Source organism: Chryseobacterium sp. MYb264 (assembly GCF_035974275.1).
Lineage (GTDB): Bacteria > Bacteroidota > Bacteroidia > Flavobacteriales > Weeksellaceae > Chryseobacterium.
Genome location: NZ_CP142422.1, coordinates 1466499 through 1488652, shown reverse-complemented (window position 1 = coordinate 1488652; position 22154 = coordinate 1466499). Strand labels below are relative to the sequence as shown.

Sequence of the window (22154 nt, the reverse complement as noted above, 5' to 3'; positions counted from 1 at the left end):
GTGATAAACATACCCAAAAAAAAACGTTATAGATTTCAAAAATCTATAACGTTTAATTATAATAGTAGGATTAAAATATTATCCTGCAACAACTTCTTCAGCATAAACAAGACCTTCATAACAAGCATTGTAAATAGCTTTCAATTCTTCCAAAGAAGGAACTCTTGGGTTGAAACCTGTGCAAGGATCTACCAAAGCATTGTTGGCGATATAATCAAGGTTTTTATCCCAGTCTTCTCTAGAAATTCCAAATTCTTTGATCGCTGATTGATTATTAACCTCAGAACGTAAAGTTTCAATAGCCTGAGCCAGATCTTCAGCTGTTTCTTTACCGATTACTCTCGCTAAATCAGGAAAACGGTTTGTCGCTTGAGCATTATAACGGATTACATTCGGAAGGAAAATTGCGTTAGACGCTCCGTGAGGAATTCCGTACAAAGCACCAACCTGGTGAGATAACGAGTGAACAATTCCCAACCATGCATTGTTGAATGCCAACCCTGCCATAAATGAAGCATCGTGCATATTCTGACGGGCTACAATATTGTTAGGATTTTCAACGGCCTCTTTCAAATTGTCAAAAACAATCTCCAAACCTCCTTTAGAAAGGGCATCTGCGATGTTGTTATCGATGTTTGAAACATATGCTTCTACACAGTGAGTCAAAGCATCAAGACCCGTGTTTGAAGTCACGTGAGCTGGCATTGAAGCACAGATTTCACCGTCAACAATCGCGATATCCGGAGTTAATTCATAAGAAACGATAGGGTATTTTACCCCTTTTTCTCTGTCAGTAATTACCGCAAGACCTGTTGTTTCAGTTCCTGTTCCGCTTGTAGAAGGGATTGCAATAAATTTAGCTTTATTTCTTAAAACCGGAACCGTGAAAGGCTTGATCATCGCATCGAAATCTGCATTAGGATATTCATAGAAAACCCACATGATTTTTGCAGCATCAATCGCAGAACAACCTCCTAAACCGATAATCCAGTCCGGTTGGAAAGCCTGAATCATTTCAGCTCCTTTTGCACAAGTTGCTGATGATGGATCTTCTTCTACACCTTCGAAAATCTGAGTTTCGATTCCTGCTTCAGTAAGATACGCTACGGCTTTATCCAACGTTCCGCTCTTTCTCATCGAGCTTCCACCTGTTACGATTACTGCTTTTGTACCTTTGATATTTGCTAATTCAGAAAGGGTTCCCGCACCGTGGAAAACTTCTCCTGCAATAAATAATTTGCTCATTTTTTTGACTTAATTTTTGATGAGACAAAATTAGATCAACCAAAACAAGCGATGTTATACAAACAGGATTATGCGTTATACATTTGCGCCAATTCCTGCTGAAGTTCGGTGGGAGTTTCCTTCAATTTTGCCTTTACAAACTTATTGAGTGCGGAAGGAGAATTAAATCCCAAATCAAAAGCAATTTCTTTATGTGAAAGATCTGAAAACATCAATTGACGTTTTATTTCCATTAAAATTCTGTTATGAATTGCCTGAATTGCTGTTTCTCCGCAATGTTTTTTAGTAATTGAATTTAATTTTTTCGTTGTAATGGCTAATTCTTCAGCGTAATATTGAACGGTTCGGTATTGTTTGTAATGTTCATTCAATAATTTTTTAAATCGAACATAAATCGGTTTATCTGCTGTTTCTTTATGTAAAATAGGATGCAAGCCATGAACAGATTCAATTAAACCTAACAAAAATATTTTAATTTGAAATCTTGCCTGTTCTTTTTTAATTAAACTAGGCTTCTGATAAATTCCTTGTATAATTTGAATAGAGTTTAAACTTTGCTCAAAATCTTCAGGAGAAAGAATGGTGCAGTTAAGTTGAGTCGAAAGATTGACATTATACGTACTCAATTCATTTTTCAGAATATCAGAACAGAATAAAATCTCTTCAAACAGAATAATTTTTCCTTTTAAATCCGAACTTAAATCTGAAATAAAATGAACCTGTTCCGGAAATACCACAGAAATTTTTCCGGCTTTTAAATAATGAATCTTATCTTCAATATGAAGCTGAAGGGTTCCGTTTTCAATAACAATAATTAAGAAATGATCTTTTTTATGAGGCTTAAAATAATCCTTTAAATGCTCTTCATTCAAATCAAAAACTCGAAAAGACAGATTTTTATCTTCCTCTTTCTGAATATTCTTTTTAATTTCCAATTTCTTCAAACTTCCCATTTCATGATTGTTTTAAAACGAAGCACCAAAGGTAGCTCAAAATATCGTGCATTTGCAAAGAATAGTTCCACAGATTAATGAGGCGAGTAGAGGGGGACAGAAGATTGCCTGTGGCAGTTAAATTGTATGGTATATGTTTTTGAAGGAGCGAATTGGCAAACATCAGTTTAAGAAAATTTCATACTCATTCTCTACTTCTCCTCCTCCCATTCCCATATCATATTGAACCTGCGTCACAAAAAACATAGACCATTCTTTTACGTGAAGCAGGAAGTAAGAAGCAAACAGTAAGAAGTAAAAAGATCCAACAAGACAGAGTACTGATTTACCCGAATTGCCCTTCAAGTTCACATCAGCTAAAAAAACTTTCAATTGAAGCATATCCCACCCTCAGATCCCCACTCTAAAAAATTCTCCTCCTCTGGAGGAGTGTCAAAAATTCAAAGAATTTTTGACGAGGTGGTTCTTCCGAAGCTGCTCCCATCTATATGATAACATAACCTTGCCATCATCCACCATTTAACCCCCAACCTTATAGTTTTTCAAAACCTATAAGGTTTCCTTATCTAATAGAACATAATCCCATTCCACGTATCTTCAACTTCATGGTCTCCACTCCCCCCAAACCCACCGACCCTCAAACTCTACAACCCTCGCATACAAAACCCTCGCACAGAAAACCCTTTTAATCAAAAAAATCTCCCAATCAATCAGCTCGTTACGCTCAAATATGAACTCAAAGTAAACATTATGTTAAATAAATTAGGATTGTATTGTCCAAAGCTCCTATCTTTGCCCCACTGAAAACGAGAGTATATCAGTAAGCGCAGAAGAGCTTTTGAATAAGCAATAAATTAAAGATCACTTTAAGATAAACAAATAAAAACTACCAGTTTTTAATTTAAAATAATTTCAAAATTAAATTAGATAAAAGCTTGCGAGTTTAGAAAAAGTTTGTATCTTTGCAGTCCGGTAAAACGGGGAGCAGGAGTGAGGTTGATAAATAATAAACGAAGAGTTAAGGTCATCAAAAAACTTTAAAATTTTCTTCATAAAAATTTGGTCAATAAGAAATAAGTTATTACTTTTGCACTCGCAAATACGGGACGACACTGACAGAAAGATTGTCCTGGTAAAAAAGCGAAAGAACGAAGTTCATTGAAATATAATATAACAACCAAGTAAGGAAAAACTAAAGCGTCAAAACTTTGAGTGAGTCAGAACAAACATACAATGGAGAGTTTGATCCTGGCTCAGGATGAACGCTAGCGGGAGGCCTAACACATGCAAGCCGAGCGGTATTTGTCTTTCGGGACAGAGAGAGCGGCGTACGGGTGCGGAACACGTGTGCAACCTGCCTTTATCAGGGGGATAGCCTTTCGAAAGGAAGATTAATACCCCATAATATATTGATTGGCATCAATTAATATTGAAAACTCCGGTGGATAGAGATGGGCACGCGCAAGATTAGATAGTTGGTAGGGTAACGGCCTACCAAGTCATTGATCTTTAGGGGGCCTGAGAGGGTGATCCCCCACACTGGTACTGAGACACGGACCAGACTCCTACGGGAGGCAGCAGTGAGGAATATTGGACAATGGGTTAGCGCCTGATCCAGCCATCCCGCGTGAAGGACGACGGCCCTATGGGTTGTAAACTTCTTTTGTATAGGGATAAACCTACTCTCGTGAGAGTAGCTGAAGGTACTATACGAATAAGCACCGGCTAACTCCGTGCCAGCAGCCGCGGTAATACGGAGGGTGCAAGCGTTATCCGGATTTATTGGGTTTAAAGGGTCCGTAGGCGGATCTGTAAGTCAGTGGTGAAATCTCACAGCTTAACTGTGAAACTGCCATTGATACTGCAGTTCTTGAGTAAGGTAGAAGTGGCTGGAATAAGTAGTGTAGCGGTGAAATGCATAGATATTACTTAGAACACCAATTGCGAAGGCAGGTCACTATGTCTTAACTGACGCTGATGGACGAAAGCGTGGGGAGCGAACAGGATTAGATACCCTGGTAGTCCACGCCGTAAACGATGCTAACTCGTTTTTGGGTCTTCGGATTCAGAGACTAAGCGAAAGTGATAAGTTAGCCACCTGGGGAGTACGAACGCAAGTTTGAAACTCAAAGGAATTGACGGGGGCCCGCACAAGCGGTGGATTATGTGGTTTAATTCGATGATACGCGAGGAACCTTACCAAGGCTTAAATGGGAATTGACAGACGCAGAAATGTGTTTTTCTTCGGACAATTTTCAAGGTGCTGCATGGTTGTCGTCAGCTCGTGCCGTGAGGTGTTAGGTTAAGTCCTGCAACGAGCGCAACCCCTGTCACTAGTTGCCATCATTAAGTTGGGGACTCTAGTGAGACTGCCTACGCAAGTAGAGAGGAAGGTGGGGATGACGTCAAATCATCACGGCCCTTACGCCTTGGGCCACACACGTAATACAATGGCCGGTACAGAGGGCAGCTACCTAGCGATAGGATGCAAATCTCGAAAGCCGGTCTCAGTTCGGATTGGAGTCTGCAACTCGACTCTATGAAGCTGGAATCGCTAGTAATCGCGCATCAGCCATGGCGCGGTGAATACGTTCCCGGGCCTTGTACACACCGCCCGTCAAGCCATGGAAGTCTGGGGTACCTGAAGTCGGTGACCGTAACAGGAGCTGCCTAGGGTAAAACAGGTAACTAGGGCTAAGTCGTAACAAGGTAGCCGTACCGGAAGGTGCGGCTGGAACATCTCATTTTAGAGCGTCTTTAGACGTTAAACAAAATTAGTATCGCAAGATACACAAGTACTTACTTAAAGTAAAGCTTTAGTTTTTTGTTTGGTTGATTATATAAAAAATACAAAACCCACTAGAAATTAGTATAGGGATAGAGAGATTTTAGATTATAAATTATAGATTTAAAAAGCATTTAAAATTTTCAATTTAAAATTTAAAATTATAACAAAGTCTCGTAGCTCAGCTGGTTAGAGCGCTACACTGATAATGTAGAGGTCGGCAGTTCGAGCCTGCCCGAGACTACTAATTTTGAGTATAAGAGTTTTAGAGTATAAGGGAATATGAGTTTAACGCTCAAACTCTCCCACACTACTACTCATACACTCAACTAGAGGGGGAATTAGCTCAGCTGGCTAGAGCGCCTGCCTTGCACGCAGGAGGTCAAGGGTTCGACTCCCTTATTCTCCACAGTTTTGGAAGTTTGATTTAAAAGTTACGATTGGAGCCAAAAACAACAATTGTTCATCAAACGGAAGAGAAGAAATTAAGATCATTGACATTAACGGTAAAGACATCACAAAGAGAAAACCGAGCACTTATAAGTGCTTGAGTAACCTAAAAATAGGAAAGAAATCGTTAAGGGCGTATGGCGGATGCCTAGGCTTTCAGAGGCGAAGAAGGACGTGGTAAGCTGCGAAAAGCTGCGGGGATTGGCACACACGAATAGATCCGCAGATGTCCGAATGGGGCAACCCGGCAGGTTGAAGACCTGTCACCTCGTAAGAGGAGCAAACCAGGAGAACTGAAACATCTAAGTACCCTGAGGAAAAGAAATCGAAGAGATTCCGTAAGTAGTGGCGAGCGAAAGCGGATTAGCCCAAAAGTTTTTATATATTTAGAAGAATGTTCTGGAAAGAACAGCCATAGACGGTGATAGCCCGGTATTCGAAAGGTATATTAAGATGATAAATGAGTATGGCGGGACACGTGAAATCCTGTCTGAATATGGGGGGACCATCCTCCAAGGCTAAATACTCCTGAAAGACCGATAGTGAACAAGTACTGTGAAGGAAAGGTGAAAAGCACTTCGAATAGAAGGGTGAAATAGAACCTGAAACCGTACGCCTACAAGCGGTCGGAGCCCACAAGTTGGGTGACGGCGTGCCTTTTGCATAATGAGCCTACGAGTTAATTTTACTAGCGAGGTTAAGTAATTAAGTTACGGAGCCGGAGCGAAAGCGAGTCTGAATAGGGCGCATAGTTAGTAGGATTAGACGCGAAACCTTGTGATCTACCCATGGGCAGGTTGAAGCTTTGGTAACACAAAGTGGAGGACCGAACCGGTTGACGTTGAAAAGTCTTCGGATGACCTGTGGGTAGGGGTGAAAGGCCAATCAAACTGGGAGATAGCTCGTACTCTCCGAAATGCATTTAGGTGCAGCGTCGTAAAAAAGTTTATTAGAGGTAGAGCGACTGATTGGATGCGGGGGAGTCAAATCCTACCAATTCCTGACAAACTCCGAATGCTAATAAATGTTCTGCGGCAGTGAGGGCATGGGTGCTAAGGTCCATGTCCGAGAGGGAAAGAACCCAGACCAACAGCTAAGGTCCCCAAATATATGTTAAGTTGAAGCAACGCGGTTGGACTGCATTGACAGCTAGGATGTTGGCTTGGAAGCAGCCATTCATTTAAAGAGTGCGTAACAGCTCACTAGTCGAGCGGTCCGGCATGGATAATAATCGGGCATAAACATATTACCGAAGCTATGGATTTGTAATTTATTACATCTGGTAGGAGAGCATTCTGTTTGCGCCGAAGCAGTATCGTGAGGTATTGTGGAGCGGACAGAAAAGAAAATGTAGGCATAAGTAACGATAAAGGGGGCGAGAAACCCCCTCACCGAAAGACTAAGGTTTCCTCAGCCATGCTAATCAGCTGAGGGTTAGTCGGGACCTAACGCGAACCCGAAAGGGGTAGTGGATGGACAATGGGTTAATATTCCCATACTTGCTCACATTAAAAAGGGGACGGTTCGATGTAGCTACTGGAGACTGACGGAATAGTCAAGGCCTAGCCTTCGGGCGAAGCTGCTGTAGTGAACTCGGATCCAAGAAAAGCCGAAGTGAAGCAACCCGTACCAAAACCGACACAGGTAGTCGAGGAGAGAATCCTAAGGTGCTCGAGTGAGTCGTGGCTAAGGAACTAGGCAAAATAGTCTCGTAACTTCGGAAGAAGAGACGCCATCAGCAATGGTGGCCGCAGTGAAGAGGCCCAGGCGACTGTTTATCAAAAACACAGGACTCTGCTAAATCGAAAGATGCTGTATAGGGTCTGACACCTGCCCGGTGCTGGAAGGTTAAGGAAGGGCGTTAGCGTAAGCGAAGCGTTTGACTGAAGCCCCAGTAAACGGCGGCCGTAACTATAACGGTCCTAAGGTAGCGAAATTCCTTGTCGGGTAAGTTCCGACCTGCACGAATGGTGTAACGATCTGGGCACTGTCTCAGCCACGAGCTCGGTGAAATTGTAGTATCGGTGAAGATGCCGATTACCCGCAATGGGACGAAAAGACCCTGTGAACCTTTACTATAACTTCGTATTGACTTTGAGTAAGTAATGTGTAGGATAGGTGGGAGACTTTGAAGCAGGCACGCTAGTGTTTGTGGAGTCAACGTTGAAATACCACCCTTTACTTACTTGGAGCCTAACTTCTTTTAGAAGGACATTGCGTGGTGGGTAGTTTGACTGGGGTGGTCGCCTCCAAAAGAGTAACGGAGGCTTTCAAAGGTACCCTCAGCACGCTTGGTAACCGTGCGTAGAGTGTAATGGCATAAGGGTGCTTGACTGTGAGACCAACAAGTCGATCAGGTGCGAAAGCAGGACATAGTGATCCGGTGGTTCCGTATGGAAGGGCCATCGCTCATAGGATAAAAGGTACTCCGGGGATAACAGGCTAGTCTCCCCCAAGAGCTCACATCGACGGGGAGGTTCGGCACCTCGATGTCGGCTCGTCACATCCTGGGGCTGGAGAAGGTCCCAAGGGTTGGGCTGTTCGCCCATTAAAGTGGCACGCGAGCTGGGTTCAGAACGTCGTGAGACAGTTCGGTCTCTATCTATTGCGGGCGTTAGATGTTTGAGAGGGCTTGATTCTAGTACGAGAGGACCGAATTGAACAAACCTCTGGTGTATCAGTTGTACCGCCAGGTGCACCGCTGAGTAGCTACGTTTGGAAGAGATAAGCACTGAAAGCATATAAGTGCGAAACTCGCCTCAAGATGAGACATCTTTTAAGGGTCGTGGGAGATGACCACGTTGATAGGCTACAGGTGTAAAGTTGGTAACAGCATAGCCGAGTAGTACTAATTACCCGTAGATTTATAGCCTATTGGTTGCTATTAAACAAGCCTTATAAGTGCGCCACTGGTTTTGCCTTTGTGATGAAATTTACCGATACATATAATTTAAGAATGTACCATTTAACCAATGTAACAATAATTGTAAGAAATAAAATTAATTGTTACACTGTTACATTAACTACATTGTTATATTAAACCATATTTAGGGTGGTTTTAGCGGTGGGGCTCACCTGTTCCCATTCCGAACACAGAAGTTAAGCCCACCAGCGCCGATGGTACTGCTAACGCGGGAGAGTAGGTCGCCGCCAGTTTTTATTAAAAAGTCTCATACTTTAATTAGTATGAGACTTTTTTTTTGCTCGAAACTCAAACAAAGTTACCTTTGCCAGATGCCAGATGCCAGATGCCAGATGCCAGATGCCAGACGCTAGACGCTAGAAGCGGGAGAGCCCCGGAGGGGCGATCTGTTAATAGCTCCAGATGTTGACCCGGCGAAAAAGTTCCGTAGGAGCGACCTGTTACTATAAAAAAATCTGCGAATAGGTAAGGTAAATTCCAAGCGCAAATAATTAGCAATCTTAATAGATAGGATTACATTTTTGCTTCCGCCGATCCTTTTTATGACCGTAAAATCAAAGATAATCTCCGAAAGCCTAAAGAAGCAAACCAACTCTATGATCTATGGGAAATGAAAATATCATTCGTGCATTCGTGGCAATAAAAAATTGTCATGTCTACCATTGATACTTGTATTTTTGCCAGAAGCCAGAAGCCAGAAGCTAGAAGCGGGAGAGCCCCGGAGGGGCGATCTGTTAATAGCCCCAGATGTTGACCCGTCGAAAAAGCTCCGTAGGAGCGACCTGTTACTATAAGAAATCTGCGAATAGGTAAAGTAAATTCCAATCGCAAATAATTAGCAATCTTAATAGATAGGATTACATTTTTGCTTCCGCCGATCCTTTTTATGACCGTAATAATCAAAGATAATTTCCGAAAGCCTAAAGAAGCAAACCAACTCTATGATCTATGGGAAATGAAAATATCATTCGTGCATTCGTGGCAATAAAAAATTGTTTTGTTTCCCATTTTATAATGGACCACAGAACTATTCAAATCAGATTCTTAAAAACTGAGTTTAATGTAATAGATTGTAGTGAGAAAAATAGAATAATTAAAAGGATTTATTTATAAACAAACTCATCTTACGAGCTTCTGTGAAATCTATTTTTCTCTCTCGCTTAAAAACCGTATTTTTGCATATCTAAAAAAGTAAAAGAAAAGAATGAATTCCTACAAAAATCCTTTGGAAGAACGCTATTCAAGCGAAGAAATGTTGTTTAACTTTTCTCATAATAATAAATTCCAGAACTGGAGAAAACTTTGGATTGCTCTTGCTGAAATCGAAAAAGACTTAGGCCTTGAAATCACAGACGAGCAGATTGCTGAATTGAAAGCCAATGCTGAAAATATTGATTATGAAAAAGCAGCGGAGTATGAGAAAAAATTCCGTCATGATGTGATGGCTCACGTTCACGCTTATGGTGATGTAGCGCCTTCAGCAAAGGGAATTATTCACTTGGGAGCAACTTCTGCGTTTGTAGGAGACAATACAGATTTAATTCAGATTCGTGACGGACTTTTAATTTTAAAGAAAAAGTTGGTAAACGTGATGAAAAATCTTTCTGATTTTGCGATTCAGTATAAAGATTTACCGACTTTAGGATTTACTCACTTCCAACCGGCTCAGTTAACGACCGTTGGAAAAAGAGCGACACTTTGGTTACAGAGTTTAGTTCTTGACATCGAAGAGCTTGACTTCTTCTTAGAAACTTTACGTTTCAGAGGGGTGAAAGGAACAACCGGAACGGCGGCAAGTTTCTTGGAGCTTTTCAACGGTGATTATTCTAAAGTTAAACATTTAGATAAAGAATTGTCAAAAAGATTCGGTTTCGAAAGAGTTTTCGGTGTTTCCGGACAGACATACGACAGAAAAATCGATGCAAAAGTGGTGGCTTTATTAGGAAACATCGCTCAATCTGCACATAAATTCACAAACGATTTACGTTTACTTCAAAATCTTAAGGAAATAGAAGAACCATTCGAGAAAAACCAAATTGGTTCATCGGCAATGGCTTACAAACGTAATCCAATGAGAAGTGAGAGAATCGGAGCCTTGGCAAAATATGTAATGTCTTTAACGACAAGTTCTGCAATGGTAGCGTCAACACAATGGTTTGAAAGAACTTTGGACGATTCTGCAAACAAGAGATTAACGATTCCTCAGGCTTTCTTAGCTGTTGATGCAATTCTACTGATCTGGAACAACATCATGAACGGAATCGTGGTTTATCCGAACAGAATCAACAAACATATTATGGAAGAACTTCCTTTCATGGCAACAGAATACATTATCATGGAAGAAGTGAAAGCTGGTGGCGACCGTCAGGAAATTCACGAAGTGATCAGAGTTCATTCTATGGAAGCGTCTAAAAAGGTAAAAGAAGAAGGTAAAGAAAATGACCTTATCGAAAGAATCCTGAACGACGATTCATTAAAATTAGATAAATCAAAATTAAAGGAAGTGCTAGATCCTAAAAACTTCATCGGTTTTGCACCGATTCAAACGGAGGAATTCATCACGAATGAAGTTCAGCCGATTATAGATGCAAACAAAGATTTGATAGGACTGGAAGCTGATCTTAAAGTATAAATATTTTATGCAGCCTTTTGGGCTGCATTTTTTTTTTGAAACTGTGAAAGAAAAATTTAAAATTATATTTATTTTTTTGGCTGTTATCATATCTAGATTACCTTTTATCTGGAACAGTCCGGGGACAGATCCTGATAATTGGCTTGTTTTATCTAAGGGTCAGAAGATTTCGGAAACCGGTTTATATGAAGCTTCTCGTTTACCAGGATATCCTGTGTCTGAATATTTAAGCTCTTTTTTTGGTACGGATGCGTGGTGGGTTCTTAATGTGGTGACGGTGCTGTTTTCGGCTCTTTCTATGGTGTACTTTTATAAAATTCTTAACTCTTTCAATCTTAAAAATAAATTAATTGCTACCATAGCTCTGGCTTTCACGCAGGGTATATTTATTGCGTCGACAGTAAATATGGAGTATATGTGGAGCCTATTTTTCTTATTGGCAGGAATTTTTAATCTCTTAAACAGGAAATATTTAGTCTCAGGTATCCTTATTGGTTTAATGATTTCTACAAGATTTACCAATATAGTATTGTTATTACCTCTTTTATATCTTATAATTTACCTTGTTAAAGAAAAAAAAGCAGTCAATATATTTTATTTTCTGCTGACTTCGGCGCTAACATTTGGTGTTTGTTTTATACCGGTTTTCAGAACATACGGTTTAGATTTCTTTCCGTCTGAAATTTGGGGTTTACCGGATATAAAAACCATTGTGAGTTTTTATACCCTTTATTTGTACGGAGTTTTAGGACTTGTGGGATTGATGATTGCTGTACTGTTTGTTCTTAAAAATAGCAGAAAGGTTAGCGAAAAAGCTAAACAATACAAATCATTATTTATTTTTTGTGGATTAAACATAGCGATAACAAGTGCTGTTTATTTCAGATTTCCTTTTGAAAGTTATTATAATCTTCCGCTAATACCTTTTTTAATTATAATTTTAAATATTGTCCTGTTCTCTGAAAAAATAAAAAAAACAGTATTTTTATTATTGATTCTGAGTCCTTTTCTTTTGCATGTAAACATGTCAAAAGTACATCTGGAAGGAAGTGTTTTTGTGACTGAAAAAATGGAGACCGATATATGGAATTATACGCATCAGTTGCACCAGAAGTTCTCAGAAAAAAATACAAGACGTAAAGTACTGGTTTGCGGAGGGTTCTATTATGCTTATAATTATCTGTATCCCCAGAAAATTACGGCTGGTAAAGTTTTACTTAGACCCTCTGAAGAGGAAATTAAGTATTATCTTTCCAGGAGATATACCATCTATTATCCTTCTGATATAACGGATGAGCTGAAGAATATTAAAAATTATGACATTACAAAATATGGAGAGAGTTTGCTTCCTGCATTAAATGAAAAATAGGAATTGCCAGAAATCTTGAATCATGTAAATGTATGAAGATTATAAAAATTTAGATTTGGGAGAATAGTTTTTATATGTATAAAGAATTCCGTAGACGATATTTTGCTAGAAGATATTATATTATCGTAAATTCGCGTAAGAAAACCGATCTTAGAAGATAAGAATAGTTTTTTTCCTGAATCCATACCAAATATATAATATGAAAAGAGCAGTTTTAATCATTTTATTAATGCCGGTGCTTTCTTTTTCACAAGAAAAGGAAGTTTTAAAATATTTTAAATCAAAAGATTCCTTGGTTGGAGTTAAAAATCAGGAGGGAAAAATCATCGTTCCTGCACAGTTCAAAATTTTTTCTTATTTAAAGGATGGAGAATTGGTGGAAGGGGAAACCATTTATTTTGATGGTCATAAAAAAGGTGAAAAACTGCAAAAAAATGAATGGGGATATGTTTATGACCGAAAAGGAAATTTCCTGTATCGACCTTTCCTTTATGACAACGGTGCGGATTATTTCTATGAAGGCGTAAGAAGATTCGTCAAAGACGGAAAGGTTGGTTTTGTAGACAGAAATGGAAAGGTTGTTATAAAGCCCGAACATGATTTTGTGTCCCGGTTCAATTACGGATATGTCACGTTTTGCGATGGTTGTGATTGGGAAAAAACCGAAGATGAGCATAAAGCAATTGTTGGCGGAACTTGGGGAGTGATGAATTATAAGGGTGAAATTGTTCAGCCTGTTGCAAAGTCTTCAAATACGGTGGAAATCGAGGGTAAAGATTATCCGTACCCATTCAAATACAACGAAAAAGAGAAGAAAATTCTTCAGTTTTTCGAAAAAAATAAAATAATTCCTGAAATCTATTATGTAAATTATAATAGTAAGTTATCTGAAAATGAGAAGAAATTATTTTTTGAAATCGTTGAAAGACCAAAGGAAAATTTTCCTTATTATCAGATTGCGACCTACGATTACAGGAAGATGATATCCGGCTTGTGGTGGATGACATTTATCGTTTCTGAAGATGGAAATACTGTCCAGGCTGTAGAATATGAAAATGAAAAAATTCCTTTTGAGAATTGGCTGAAAAAATCAATAAAAGAAGCTGAAAAATTTCAGAAAGAGCATCCGGATATTCCGAATAAATTAAGTAAATAAGAGTAAATTATCTCAAAATAATGTTACAAAATCAAGATCATCAGCAATTAATGATGGATTTAAAGGAATTAGTTACCAAAACAAAAAGTCAGGTAGCGGTTCAGGTGAATTCAGCAATGGTGGTTTTGTATTGGAAGATCGGTCAAAGAATAAATGAAGATATTTTAGGAAATAAAAGGGCGGAATATGGTAAAGAAGTAATTGTTCAAATCTCTGAACAGCTTACTCTTGAATTTGGGAGCTCTTTTTCAAATAAAAATCTGCGAAAAATGATGCAATTTGCTTCTGTTTTCCAAGATTTTGAAATTGTCGCATCGCTGATGCGACAATTGTCATGGACTCATTTCCTACTTTTAATACCTATTTCTGAAGAGGTAAAAAGAAATTTTTATATTGAAATTTGTAAAATTGAAAATTGGAGCGTCCGAACGTTAAAAGAAAAGATAAATTCTTTACTATTTGAAAGAACCGAGATCAGTAAAAATCCTGAGGAAATAATTAATAATGAACTAAAAAAATGGTCTGAAACTAATGTTTTAAATCCTGATTTAGTTTTTAAAGATCCTTACTTTTTGGATTTTTTAGAGTTAAAAGATACATTTTCAGAAAGAGATTTAGAAGAAGCTATTATTGTGGAGCTTCAAAAATTTATTTCTGAATTAGGAAATGATTTTGCATTTCTTTCAAGACAAAAAAGAATTACAATAGACCATAGAGATTACTATTTAGACCTACTTTTCTATCACAGAAAATTAAAATCTTTAGTAGTTATCGAATTGAAATTGGGAGAGTTGGAAGCATCACATAAAGGGCAAATGGAGCTTTATCTATCATATCTCAATACGTATGAAAAAGTGGAAGGAGAAAATCCTCCAATTGGTTTAATTCTTTGCTCCGGAAAAAATTCCGAACATATTGAACTCATGAATCTGGAAAAGGATAATAGTAAAGTAGCAGAATATTTCCTGATATTACCTTCAGAAAAAGTTTTACTTGAAAAACTTCATCGTTCGATAGAAATCGCAAGGAATAAATTTGAAAAATAAAAAATAAGTCTAATCATATTTAATATCTGACATCTAATGTCTCAAAACAAAAGAATTTTCGTAGAAAAGAGAGGAATTTTCGATGTGGAAAGTCCAAAAATTTTTGATGAAGTAAAAGCGGTAATTCCGTCAATCCGAAATGTAAAGGTATATAACGTTTACGATATTTTTGGTTTAAATGATGGTGAATTTGAAAAAGTGGTCAACAGTACTTTCGTAGATCCGGTTACTGATATTTTAATCGAAAATAATCCTGCACAGGGAATTTATTTCGCATTGGAATTTTTACCGGGGCAGTACGATCAGCGTGCTGATTCTGCACAGCAGTGTATCGCTTTATTAACCGGAAATGAGAAATCTAAAGTAAGAAGCGGAAAGCTCATTGAGTTTGAAGGTGCTTCAGAATCGGATGTAGCAAAAATCAAAGATCTTCTCATTAATAAGGTAGAATCTCAGGAAAAAGATTTAAGTATTTTAGATATTCCAGGGGAAGAAGTACCGTCAAAAGTGATTGTTCATGAAAATTTCATCAATTTTGATGATGCTCAATTGGAAGAGTTTTTCAACAGTCACGGCTTTGCGCTGGGGTTGGATGATCTGAAATTCATTCAGGAATATTTTAAAACTGAACAGAGAAACCCAACAGAAACTGAACTTAAAGTTTTAGATACGTATTGGAGCGACCACTGCCGTCACACAACGTTTGAAACGGAGTTGTCAAATATTGAATTTGAAGGAAAGTTTAAACATACATTGGAAACTATTTTCAATGATTATATCGAAAAAAGAAAATTCTTAGGACGCGAATTGAAGCCGATCTCTTTAATGGATCTGGCGACAGTTTGTGGAAGATATTTCCATAAAACAGGTCAATTGGAGAACTTGGTGGTTTCTGACGAAATCAATGCTTGTACCATCCAAATCGAAGCTGAATACGATGGTAAAAAAGAACCGTGGTATTTATTATTCAAAAATGAAACGCACAATCACCCGACAGAAATCGAGCCTTTTGGTGGGGCTTCAACGTGTTTAGGTGGTGCAATCAGAGATCCTTTGTCTGGACGTTCATTCGTTTTCCAAGCGATGAGATTGACAGGTGCTGCTGATGTTTTGGAATCTGTGGATCAGACTTTGCCAGGTAAATTACCTCAAAAAACAATCACAAAACAGGCGGCTAACGGATATTCTTCTTACGGTAACCAAATCGGTTTGGCGACTACAATGGTTTCCGAAATCTATGATGAAGGTTACAAAGCGAAAAGAATGGAAGTAGGTTTCGTTGCCGGAGCTGTTCCTGTGGATTGGGTGAGACGTGAAAAGCCTGAAGCGGGCGATTCAATCATCATTTTAGGGGGTGCAACAGGTCGTGATGGTGTTGGTGGAGCAAGCGGAAGTTCAAAAGAGCAGGACGAAACTTCCATTCATACGATGAGTTCTGAAGTTCAGAAAGGAAATGCCGTTGAAGAACGTAAAATCCAGAGATTATTCAGAAATCCTGAAGTAACGAGATTGATTAAAAAATCAAATGATTTCGGAGCTGGAGGTGTTTCTGTGGCGATCGGTGAAATCGCTGATTCTTTGGAAGTTAATCTGGATGTTTTACCTTTAAAATACGAAGGTCTGAACGGAACTGAGCTGGCTATTTCTGAATCTCAGGAAAGAATGGCGGTTGTCGTTGAACCAAAAGATAAAGAACAGTTCATCAAGTTCTGTGAAGCTGAAAATATCGTAGCTGTTGAAGTTGCAAAAGTGACAGATTCAGGAAGAATGCAGATGTTCTGGAAAGGTGATAAAATTGTTGACCTTTCAAGAGCGTTTTTAGATACGAATGGTTGTTCAAAAAGTCAGGAAGTTAAAATTACTCATCTTAATGAAGTAAAAGAAGAAACCCCTGCATTCAATGAAGAAAATTTCTTAAAAATAGTAAGCGATAAAAATGTAGCTTCTCAAAAAGGCTTGTTAGAAATGTTTGATTCATCAATTGGTGCGACTACGGTTGCGATGCCTTTGGGTGGAAAATATCAGCAGACTTTGATGGAGGGAAGTGTTCAGACATTGCCAATTATCGGGGCAAAAGATATTGAAACGGTTTCTTTGGCGAGTTGGGGATTTGATGCAGAGATTTCTAAACAGAATTCTTTATTAGGAGCCTCTTACGCAGTGGTAGAAAGTGTTGCGAAGATCGTTGCCATGGGTGGCGATTATAAAAATATAAGATTCAGTTTCCAGGAATATTTTGAAAAATTAGGTCAGAATCCTGAAAAATGGGGAAAACCTTTGGCTTCTCTTCTCGGAGCTTATGATGCTCAGATCAACTTCGGCTTAGCAGCAATTGGAGGGAAAGATTCAATGAGTGGAACGTATCAGGATCTGAATGTTCCGCCAACGTTGATTTCTTTCGCTTGTGCGAACGGAGAAAAGAAGAATATTATCTCTCCTGAATTTAAAGGGGAAGGAAATAAAGTCTATTTCTTCAATCACGTTGCTCAGGAAAACGGACTTCCGAATTATGATGCTTTAAAAACTGTTTATGAATTAATTTTCGAAAACATTAAAGCAGGAAAAATCGTTTCAGTTAAAACAGTGAAAGAAGGTGGTGTTGCCGTTGCTTTAGCGAAAATGAGCTTCGGAAACAGATTAGGAGCTGAAATTACAGTTGATGAAACGGTTTTATTAACTAAAAATATAGGAAGCTTAGTTATTGAATCTACAGAAGAATTAAGTTCTGTAAATCTACAATTAATCGGAAAAGTTGTTGCGGATGAGATTCTAACGATCAACAATCAACAAACAACCATCAACCAATTATTAGCTGCAAATACTAATACATTTGAAAATCTTTTCCCAACGATTGAAAAAGAAAAAATTACGGTTGCTATTGATGAGAAATTAAACTCGATCAATCCTAGAAATATTATCATTAAAAAGCACGGAATTGCTCAGCCAAAGGTATTTGCACCGGTTTTCCCGGGAACAAACTGTGAGTACGATACGTTGAATGCTTTCGCAAAAGAAGGAGCTGTTATCAGCAGTTTGCCTTTAATTAATATCAATCACCAATTATTGGACGAAAGTATTGATGCTTGGGTTGAAGAGATTAAAACTTCTCAGATTTTGGCTTTCTCAGGAGGTTTCTCCGCTGGTGATGAGCCAGACGGTTCTGCAAAATTCATTGTTAACGTTTTGAAAAACGAAAAGATGAGAAATGCAGTTCACGAATTGTTAGACAGAGATGGAATGATTATCGGAATCTGTAACGGTTTCCAGGCGTTGGTGAAATCTGGATTGTTGCCTTACGGAAGAATCAAAGATTTGGATGAAAATTCTCCAACATTGGCTCACAATGCAATCAGAAGACATATTTCTCAGATGGTGAATGTAAAAGTGGTGAATGACGAATCGCCTTGGTTAAAAGGTATGAAAGATCAGGTGTTTACTATTCCGATTTCTCATGGTGAAGGTCGTTTTATGGCTTCAGAAGCTGAAATTCAGAAGTTGTATGAAAACGGACAAATCGCTACTCAATATTTAGATTTAGAAGGAAATATCGCTCACGGAATGCCATTTAATCCAAATAACTCATTGTTCGGAATTGAAGGAGTTACCAGCCCGGATGGAAAAATATTCGGTAGAATGGGACATCCTGAACGTTTTGCAGAAGGTTTGATGAAAAATATTCCAACTGCGAATTATCACAATATCTTTAAAAACGGAGTGGAATACTTTAAATAGACCATTTGTTTTTAATTAATATAAACCTCATAGATTTTAATTTCTATGAGGTTTTTTAATGATGATTTAATAAATAAGTTTATATTTTTGCAATCATAATAAAACTAAAACAATAACCTGATGAACGAAGAAAATTCTTTTGAATCTAAGAAAGACATTAAAAGAATAGACGCACATTACATTTCACATGAAATACAGCATCTTTTCCATATAGATAAAGGATTTCCTTTTACACTTAAAGAACTTTTGATACGTCCCGGAAAAACCGTGAGAGAATATCTTACAGAAAACCGCGAGAAGTACGTAAAACCTATCGCCTTTCTGGTTTTTGCTGCGGTTATTTACACCTTAGTGGTTCACTGGCTTCATATAGACGTACTTATCTTTAATATAAAAGGATTGGGAGAAACGTCTGAGTGGAAAAATAACCATTACATCGAGGTTTTCAATAATTTGGTAGATACTCATCTTGGATATTCGGCGCTGATTATTGGCTTTTTTATGGCTTTATGGACAAAAATATTCTTTTACAAAAAAGGGTATAATATTTTTGAAATTTTTGTGCTGCTTTCTTATATTTTTGGTGTTTTTTTTATTGCGCTTTTACTCTTTTTATTGGTTTCAAAACTAACCGGATTATTAATCATTACTCAAGTTGGAATATTTTTACTTCAAATTTATTTTATAGGTGCGATCGGTCAGTTTTTCGGAGAAAAGAATTTTTTAAATTACATCAAAAGCTTTGTATGCTTATTTTTGGGAATTGTAAGCTATAAATATTGTTTGATTTTATTGGCTTATTTATTGTCTATGTAAATAAATCGAAATGAAATTATGAATTTGAAGAGCTTAAATAATAACAAGAAAATGACCGTCATTAATGGCAGTCATTTTTCAAATCTGGAAGGTTTCTACGAAGAAATTTCTGAACTTTTTATTAAAGATGAAGGCTGGAAAGTAGGAACGTTAGACGGTTTTGATGATATTTTGTATGGAGTTAATTCGGATATAACTTGGAAAAACTCTCAAAAATCAAAAGAAGATTTAGGGTTTGATTTAACTAAAGAATTTTACGAAAACAAAATCAGGCAGGGAAAACCTTTTAATGTAGAATTAATCCAGCAAAAATTGAATGATTTGATCGAAGGAAACGGACAAAATTTATTTGAAATTTTGATTGAAATTATAGAATCACATAAAAATATTACGCTAATTTTGGATTGATTTTAATTTTAAACTGTTAAGTTTATTTAAGATAAACATTAGCAAAAATTGGTAATAACGATATGTCATGCTGAGCCTGTCGAAGCATCAACAATTCTATTTAACAGTTTAAAAATCCAATTAATAAAAATAAAAAGTAAATGAAAAAAATGAGGTACGGATTATTCTTCGGTGACAGCATTACGTATGGAGAATACGACGGTGTGTTTGGCGGTTGGGTAGATATTCTGAAAAGATACGCTCTGCAGAAATACAATGAGGGAAGCAATGAACTGATTATTTACAATCTAGGAATCGGTGGCGAGACCACAGAAGGTTTACTCAAAAGAATGCCTCATGAAATGGAAGCCAGAAATTCTCCTGAAGGGAATATCATTTTCATGGGTTACGGAGCGAATGACCTTGCTGTAAAAGAAGGAAGCTATTTGGTGAATCCATCACAGTTTAAAGCAAATATTTTAACCGCTGTTGAATTGGCACAACAATATACACAAGATATTTATTTGGTTAGTATTCTCCCGATTTCTAAAACTATAGATGGAGTTGTGGTGGCTTCCGGAAAGTTGAGATCAACAGAGGAAATTTTGAAATATAATCAGGCTATTAAAGAAATTTGTGCTGAAAAGTCTCTGCATTACATCGATTTTTATTCCGGATTTGTAGATGATAAAGAAATTCTGCTTTCAAAAGATGGCGTTCATCCCAATGAAAAAGGATATGGTATGATGGCCGAAATAGCGCTTCCGGTTATTGAGAAGTATTTGGAATGATTATTATTCACTAAAAATTTCGATATCAACAGGAACGGGCTTTAGCCCGTTTAATTTTTATAACCGAGCAGTACTTCTATAGCCAAAATTTATTAAGGTTTTAATCATGATTTGTTTATTAAGAAGGGTAATATCATTTTAAAATCAATTAAAATATATACTTCCAATACACCAAAATCCCTACAACTCCCGATAAAGCAGCCGTTAAAATCACAGCTCCGGCCGCAATATCTTTAATAAAACCAATTCTTTTATCAAATTCAGGCTGAATAATATCGCATATCTTTTCAATAGCTGTATTGAAAATTTCCGCCACTAAAACCGAAAAGCAAACGATCAGGATAAGAATAGTATCAGTTGTAGAAAGTTTTAAGTAAAAAATAAGAAACAGATTGACAAAGAAAGCTACAAGCTCGATCTGAAAATTTCTTTCACTTTTCATCATTAAGAAAACACCCCGGAAAGCGTTTAAAAAACTTCTATGAATTGGTGGTTTTCGCATGACAAAAAATATTCTTGACAAATATACTGATTCGGTGAAAAATAATTATTAAATTTAAGCTCGTAAGAATAATCTTATGTAACAAAAAAATTGGGGTAGAAGGAGTTGGAAAATTCTTTTGATGGATGTTAATAAACTCTGGTCAATATTCTTTTCAATCTATTTTCTATTTATTATATTTGTAAAAATTATTTTTAAATCTATGAAATTTATTATTTCAAGTGGTGAACTGCAGAAGGCGTTGCAAACTGTAAGTGGCGTAATATCAAGCTCTCAATCGAGACCGATTTTAGAAAACTATCTTTTTGAATTAGACGGAAACAACGTTACCATTACAGCATCTGATGGTGAAACGACTCTTGTAACTTCTCTTGACGTAAAGTCTGATGACGCAGGAAAATTTGCTGTTCCGGCAAAGATTTTTCAGGATTTCATCAAGACGTACGGAGAGCAGCCGCTAACCTTGGTTGTGAAAGATAATGCAGAAGGAACGGGAAGTCAGCTTGAGATCTTAGATGAGAAAGATAATTTCGCGGTAGCATTGGACAATGCTGATGATTACCCTGAACTTCCGGAATTTGATGCTTCTCAAAGTGTTACAATGCCTGCCGGAGTTTTATCTGAAGCGCTTACAAATACTCTTTTTGCTACAAGTAACGATTCTCTTCGCCCGGTAATGACAGGAGTTCTTTTCCAGTTTGGAGAAAATGAAACGAACTTTGTTTCTACAGATTCTCACCGATTGGTTGTATATAAAAGACAGGATTTGATGAATACCGAGCCCATGGAATTCATTATGCCTAAAAAACCTTTGAACATTTTCAAAAATATTTTAGCAAGCTCAAACGAAGACGTGAAAATCGATTTCAACGAGAATATGGCTAAATTTACTTTTGGTAAACATATCTGGATCTGTCGATTGATCGATGGAAAATATCCAAACTACACCGCGGTAATTCCAAAAGAAAACCCGAATGTATTGACAATTAATAGAAATCTGTTATTAGGAGCTATTAAAAGAGCTTCTATTATGTCGAACAAATCTACGAATCAGGTAAGATTTAAACTTTCGGCAAATATTCTTCACCTTCACGCAGAAGATACAGAATATGCAAACAAGGCAGATATGCAGATTCCTTGCGACTATAACGGTGAAGATATCAACATCGGATTCAGTTCGAAGTTTTTAACGGAGATGTTAACGATTTTAGGTTCAGACGATATTACAATGAAAATGTCTCAGCCCAACAGACCGGGAATCATCGAGCCACTTGATGGCCTTGAAGACAACGAAAATATTTTAATGTTATCAATGCCGGTAATCGGATTGTAATTTTAAAATTAAATAATATAGAAAGAGATTGATT

At 37.5% G+C, this 22154-nt stretch carries 13 protein-coding genes, 2 tRNA genes and 3 rRNA genes; 14 read left to right on the top strand and 4 right to left on the bottom strand.

Features of this window, described 5'->3' with window-relative positions; translation table 11 throughout:
* Positions 1 to 78: 78 nt before the first annotated feature.
* From VUJ46_RS06335 to VUJ46_RS06325, 3 genes are all read right to left on the bottom strand, one after another.
* The gene (locus tag VUJ46_RS06335) at positions 79 to 1245 is read right to left on the bottom strand and encodes an iron-containing alcohol dehydrogenase (RefSeq protein WP_326984156.1); all 1167 of its coding nucleotides are present in this window, start codon (positions 1243 to 1245) and stop codon (positions 79 to 81) included.
* Between the two features lie 68 nt (positions 1246 to 1313).
* Positions 1314 to 2198, bottom strand: a complete 885-nt coding sequence (locus tag VUJ46_RS06330; protein WP_326984155.1) for an AraC family transcriptional regulator — start codon at positions 2196 to 2198, stop codon at positions 1314 to 1316.
* Positions 2199 to 2360: 162 nt separating this feature from the next.
* A complete protein-coding gene (locus VUJ46_RS06325; RefSeq protein ID WP_326984154.1) occupies positions 2361 to 2543 on the bottom strand; it encodes a hypothetical protein in 183 nt (60 codons plus the stop codon).
* An 885-nt stretch (positions 2544 to 3428) separates the two neighbouring features.
* Between VUJ46_RS06325 and VUJ46_RS06320 the strand changes: the two genes are divergently transcribed.
* The 13 genes from VUJ46_RS06320 to VUJ46_RS06260 all read left to right on the top strand — a co-directional run bounded on the left by VUJ46_RS06320 (position 3429) and on the right by VUJ46_RS06260 (position 20285).
* Positions 3429 to 4945: ribosomal RNA gene (locus VUJ46_RS06320) — 16S ribosomal RNA — on the top strand.
* A 208-nt stretch (positions 4946 to 5153) separates the two neighbouring features.
* A tRNA-Ile gene (locus VUJ46_RS06315) sits at positions 5154 to 5227 on the top strand.
* A 91-nt stretch (positions 5228 to 5318) separates the two neighbouring features.
* Positions 5319 to 5392, top strand: a tRNA-Ala gene (locus VUJ46_RS06310).
* Between the two features lie 158 nt (positions 5393 to 5550).
* Positions 5551 to 8305, top strand: a 23S ribosomal RNA gene (locus VUJ46_RS06305).
* Between the two features lie 176 nt (positions 8306 to 8481).
* A 5S ribosomal RNA gene (gene rrf / locus VUJ46_RS06300) occupies positions 8482 to 8589 on the top strand.
* Together the 16S, 23S and 5S rRNA genes with 2 tRNA genes alongside form the textbook arrangement of a ribosomal RNA operon.
* Before the next feature lie 971 nt (positions 8590 to 9560).
* A complete protein-coding gene (purB, locus tag VUJ46_RS06295) occupies positions 9561 to 10988 on the top strand; it encodes an adenylosuccinate lyase (RefSeq protein WP_326984153.1) in 1428 nt (475 codons plus the stop codon).
* Positions 10989 to 11064: 76 nt separating this feature from the next.
* Entirely contained in the window at positions 11065 to 12357 is a 1293-nt protein-coding gene (locus VUJ46_RS06290) for a glycosyltransferase family 39 protein (protein ID WP_326984152.1), read from the top strand.
* Between the two features lie 199 nt (positions 12358 to 12556).
* Positions 12557 to 13513: a WG repeat-containing protein gene (locus VUJ46_RS06285; protein WP_326984151.1), complete on the top strand. Its 957-nt coding sequence runs from the start codon at positions 12557 to 12559 to the stop codon at positions 13511 to 13513.
* Between the two features lie 20 nt (positions 13514 to 13533).
* The gene (locus VUJ46_RS06280) at positions 13534 to 14559 is read left to right on the top strand and encodes a PDDEXK nuclease domain-containing protein (RefSeq protein WP_326984150.1); all 1026 of its coding nucleotides are present in this window, start codon (positions 13534 to 13536) and stop codon (positions 14557 to 14559) included.
* Between the two features lie 36 nt (positions 14560 to 14595).
* Positions 14596 to 18291 carry a phosphoribosylformylglycinamidine synthase gene (locus tag VUJ46_RS06275; RefSeq protein WP_326984149.1) on the top strand — a complete coding sequence of 1232 codons (3696 nt, stop codon included), beginning with the start codon at positions 14596 to 14598 and terminating at the stop codon, positions 18289 to 18291.
* A 120-nt stretch (positions 18292 to 18411) separates the two neighbouring features.
* Entirely contained in the window at positions 18412 to 19107 is a 696-nt protein-coding gene (locus VUJ46_RS06270) for a DUF3667 domain-containing protein (protein ID WP_326984148.1), read from the top strand.
* 18 nt (positions 19108 to 19125) lie between these two features.
* On the top strand, positions 19126 to 19515 hold the full coding sequence (locus VUJ46_RS06265) for a ribonuclease inhibitor (RefSeq protein ID WP_326984147.1): 390 nt from the start codon (positions 19126 to 19128) through the stop codon (positions 19513 to 19515).
* Between the two features lie 140 nt (positions 19516 to 19655).
* The gene (locus tag VUJ46_RS06260; protein WP_326984146.1) at positions 19656 to 20285 is read left to right on the top strand and encodes an SGNH/GDSL hydrolase family protein; all 630 of its coding nucleotides are present in this window, start codon (positions 19656 to 19658) and stop codon (positions 20283 to 20285) included.
* Positions 20286 to 20433: 148 nt separating this feature from the next.
* On the opposite strand, the gene VUJ46_RS06255 is transcribed toward VUJ46_RS06260, so the two are convergent.
* Positions 20434 to 20787 (bottom strand): diacylglycerol kinase family protein, encoded by a 354-nt coding sequence (locus VUJ46_RS06255; RefSeq protein WP_326984145.1) that lies wholly within the window; start codon positions 20785 to 20787, stop codon positions 20434 to 20436.
* A 202-nt stretch (positions 20788 to 20989) separates the two neighbouring features.
* On the opposite strand from VUJ46_RS06255, the gene dnaN reads away from it, so the two are divergent.
* Positions 20990 to 22120 (top strand): DNA polymerase III subunit beta, encoded by a 1131-nt coding sequence (dnaN, locus tag VUJ46_RS06250; RefSeq protein WP_326984144.1) that lies wholly within the window; start codon positions 20990 to 20992, stop codon positions 22118 to 22120.
* Positions 22121 to 22154 lie beyond the last annotated feature (34 nt).

What these genes read in the sequence shown, in the direction of transcription:
- VUJ46_RS06335 (WP_326984156.1), bottom strand. Translation starts at nt 1,245, where the DNA reads ATGAGCAAATTATTTATTGCAGGAGAAGTTTTCCACGGTGCGGGAACC.
- VUJ46_RS06330 (WP_326984155.1), bottom strand. Translation starts at nt 2,198, where the DNA reads ATGGGAAGTTTGAAGAAATTGGAAATTAAAAAGAATATTCAGAAAGAG.
- purB (WP_326984153.1), top strand. Translation starts at nt 9,561, where the DNA reads ATGAATTCCTACAAAAATCCTTTGGAAGAACGCTATTCAAGCGAAGAA.
- VUJ46_RS06285 (WP_326984151.1), top strand. Translation starts at nt 12,557, where the DNA reads ATGAAAAGAGCAGTTTTAATCATTTTATTAATGCCGGTGCTTTCTTTT.
- VUJ46_RS06280 (WP_326984150.1), top strand. Translation starts at nt 13,534, where the DNA reads ATGTTACAAAATCAAGATCATCAGCAATTAATGATGGATTTAAAGGAA.
- VUJ46_RS06275 (WP_326984149.1), top strand. Translation starts at nt 14,596, where the DNA reads ATGTCTCAAAACAAAAGAATTTTCGTAGAAAAGAGAGGAATTTTCGAT.
- VUJ46_RS06270 (WP_326984148.1), top strand. Translation starts at nt 18,412, where the DNA reads ATGAACGAAGAAAATTCTTTTGAATCTAAGAAAGACATTAAAAGAATA.
- VUJ46_RS06265 (WP_326984147.1), top strand. Translation starts at nt 19,126, where the DNA reads ATGAATTTGAAGAGCTTAAATAATAACAAGAAAATGACCGTCATTAAT.
- VUJ46_RS06260 (WP_326984146.1), top strand. Translation starts at nt 19,656, where the DNA reads ATGAAAAAAATGAGGTACGGATTATTCTTCGGTGACAGCATTACGTAT.
- VUJ46_RS06255 (WP_326984145.1), bottom strand. Translation starts at nt 20,787, where the DNA reads ATGCGAAAACCACCAATTCATAGAAGTTTTTTAAACGCTTTCCGGGGT.
- dnaN (WP_326984144.1), top strand. Translation starts at nt 20,990, where the DNA reads ATGAAATTTATTATTTCAAGTGGTGAACTGCAGAAGGCGTTGCAAACT.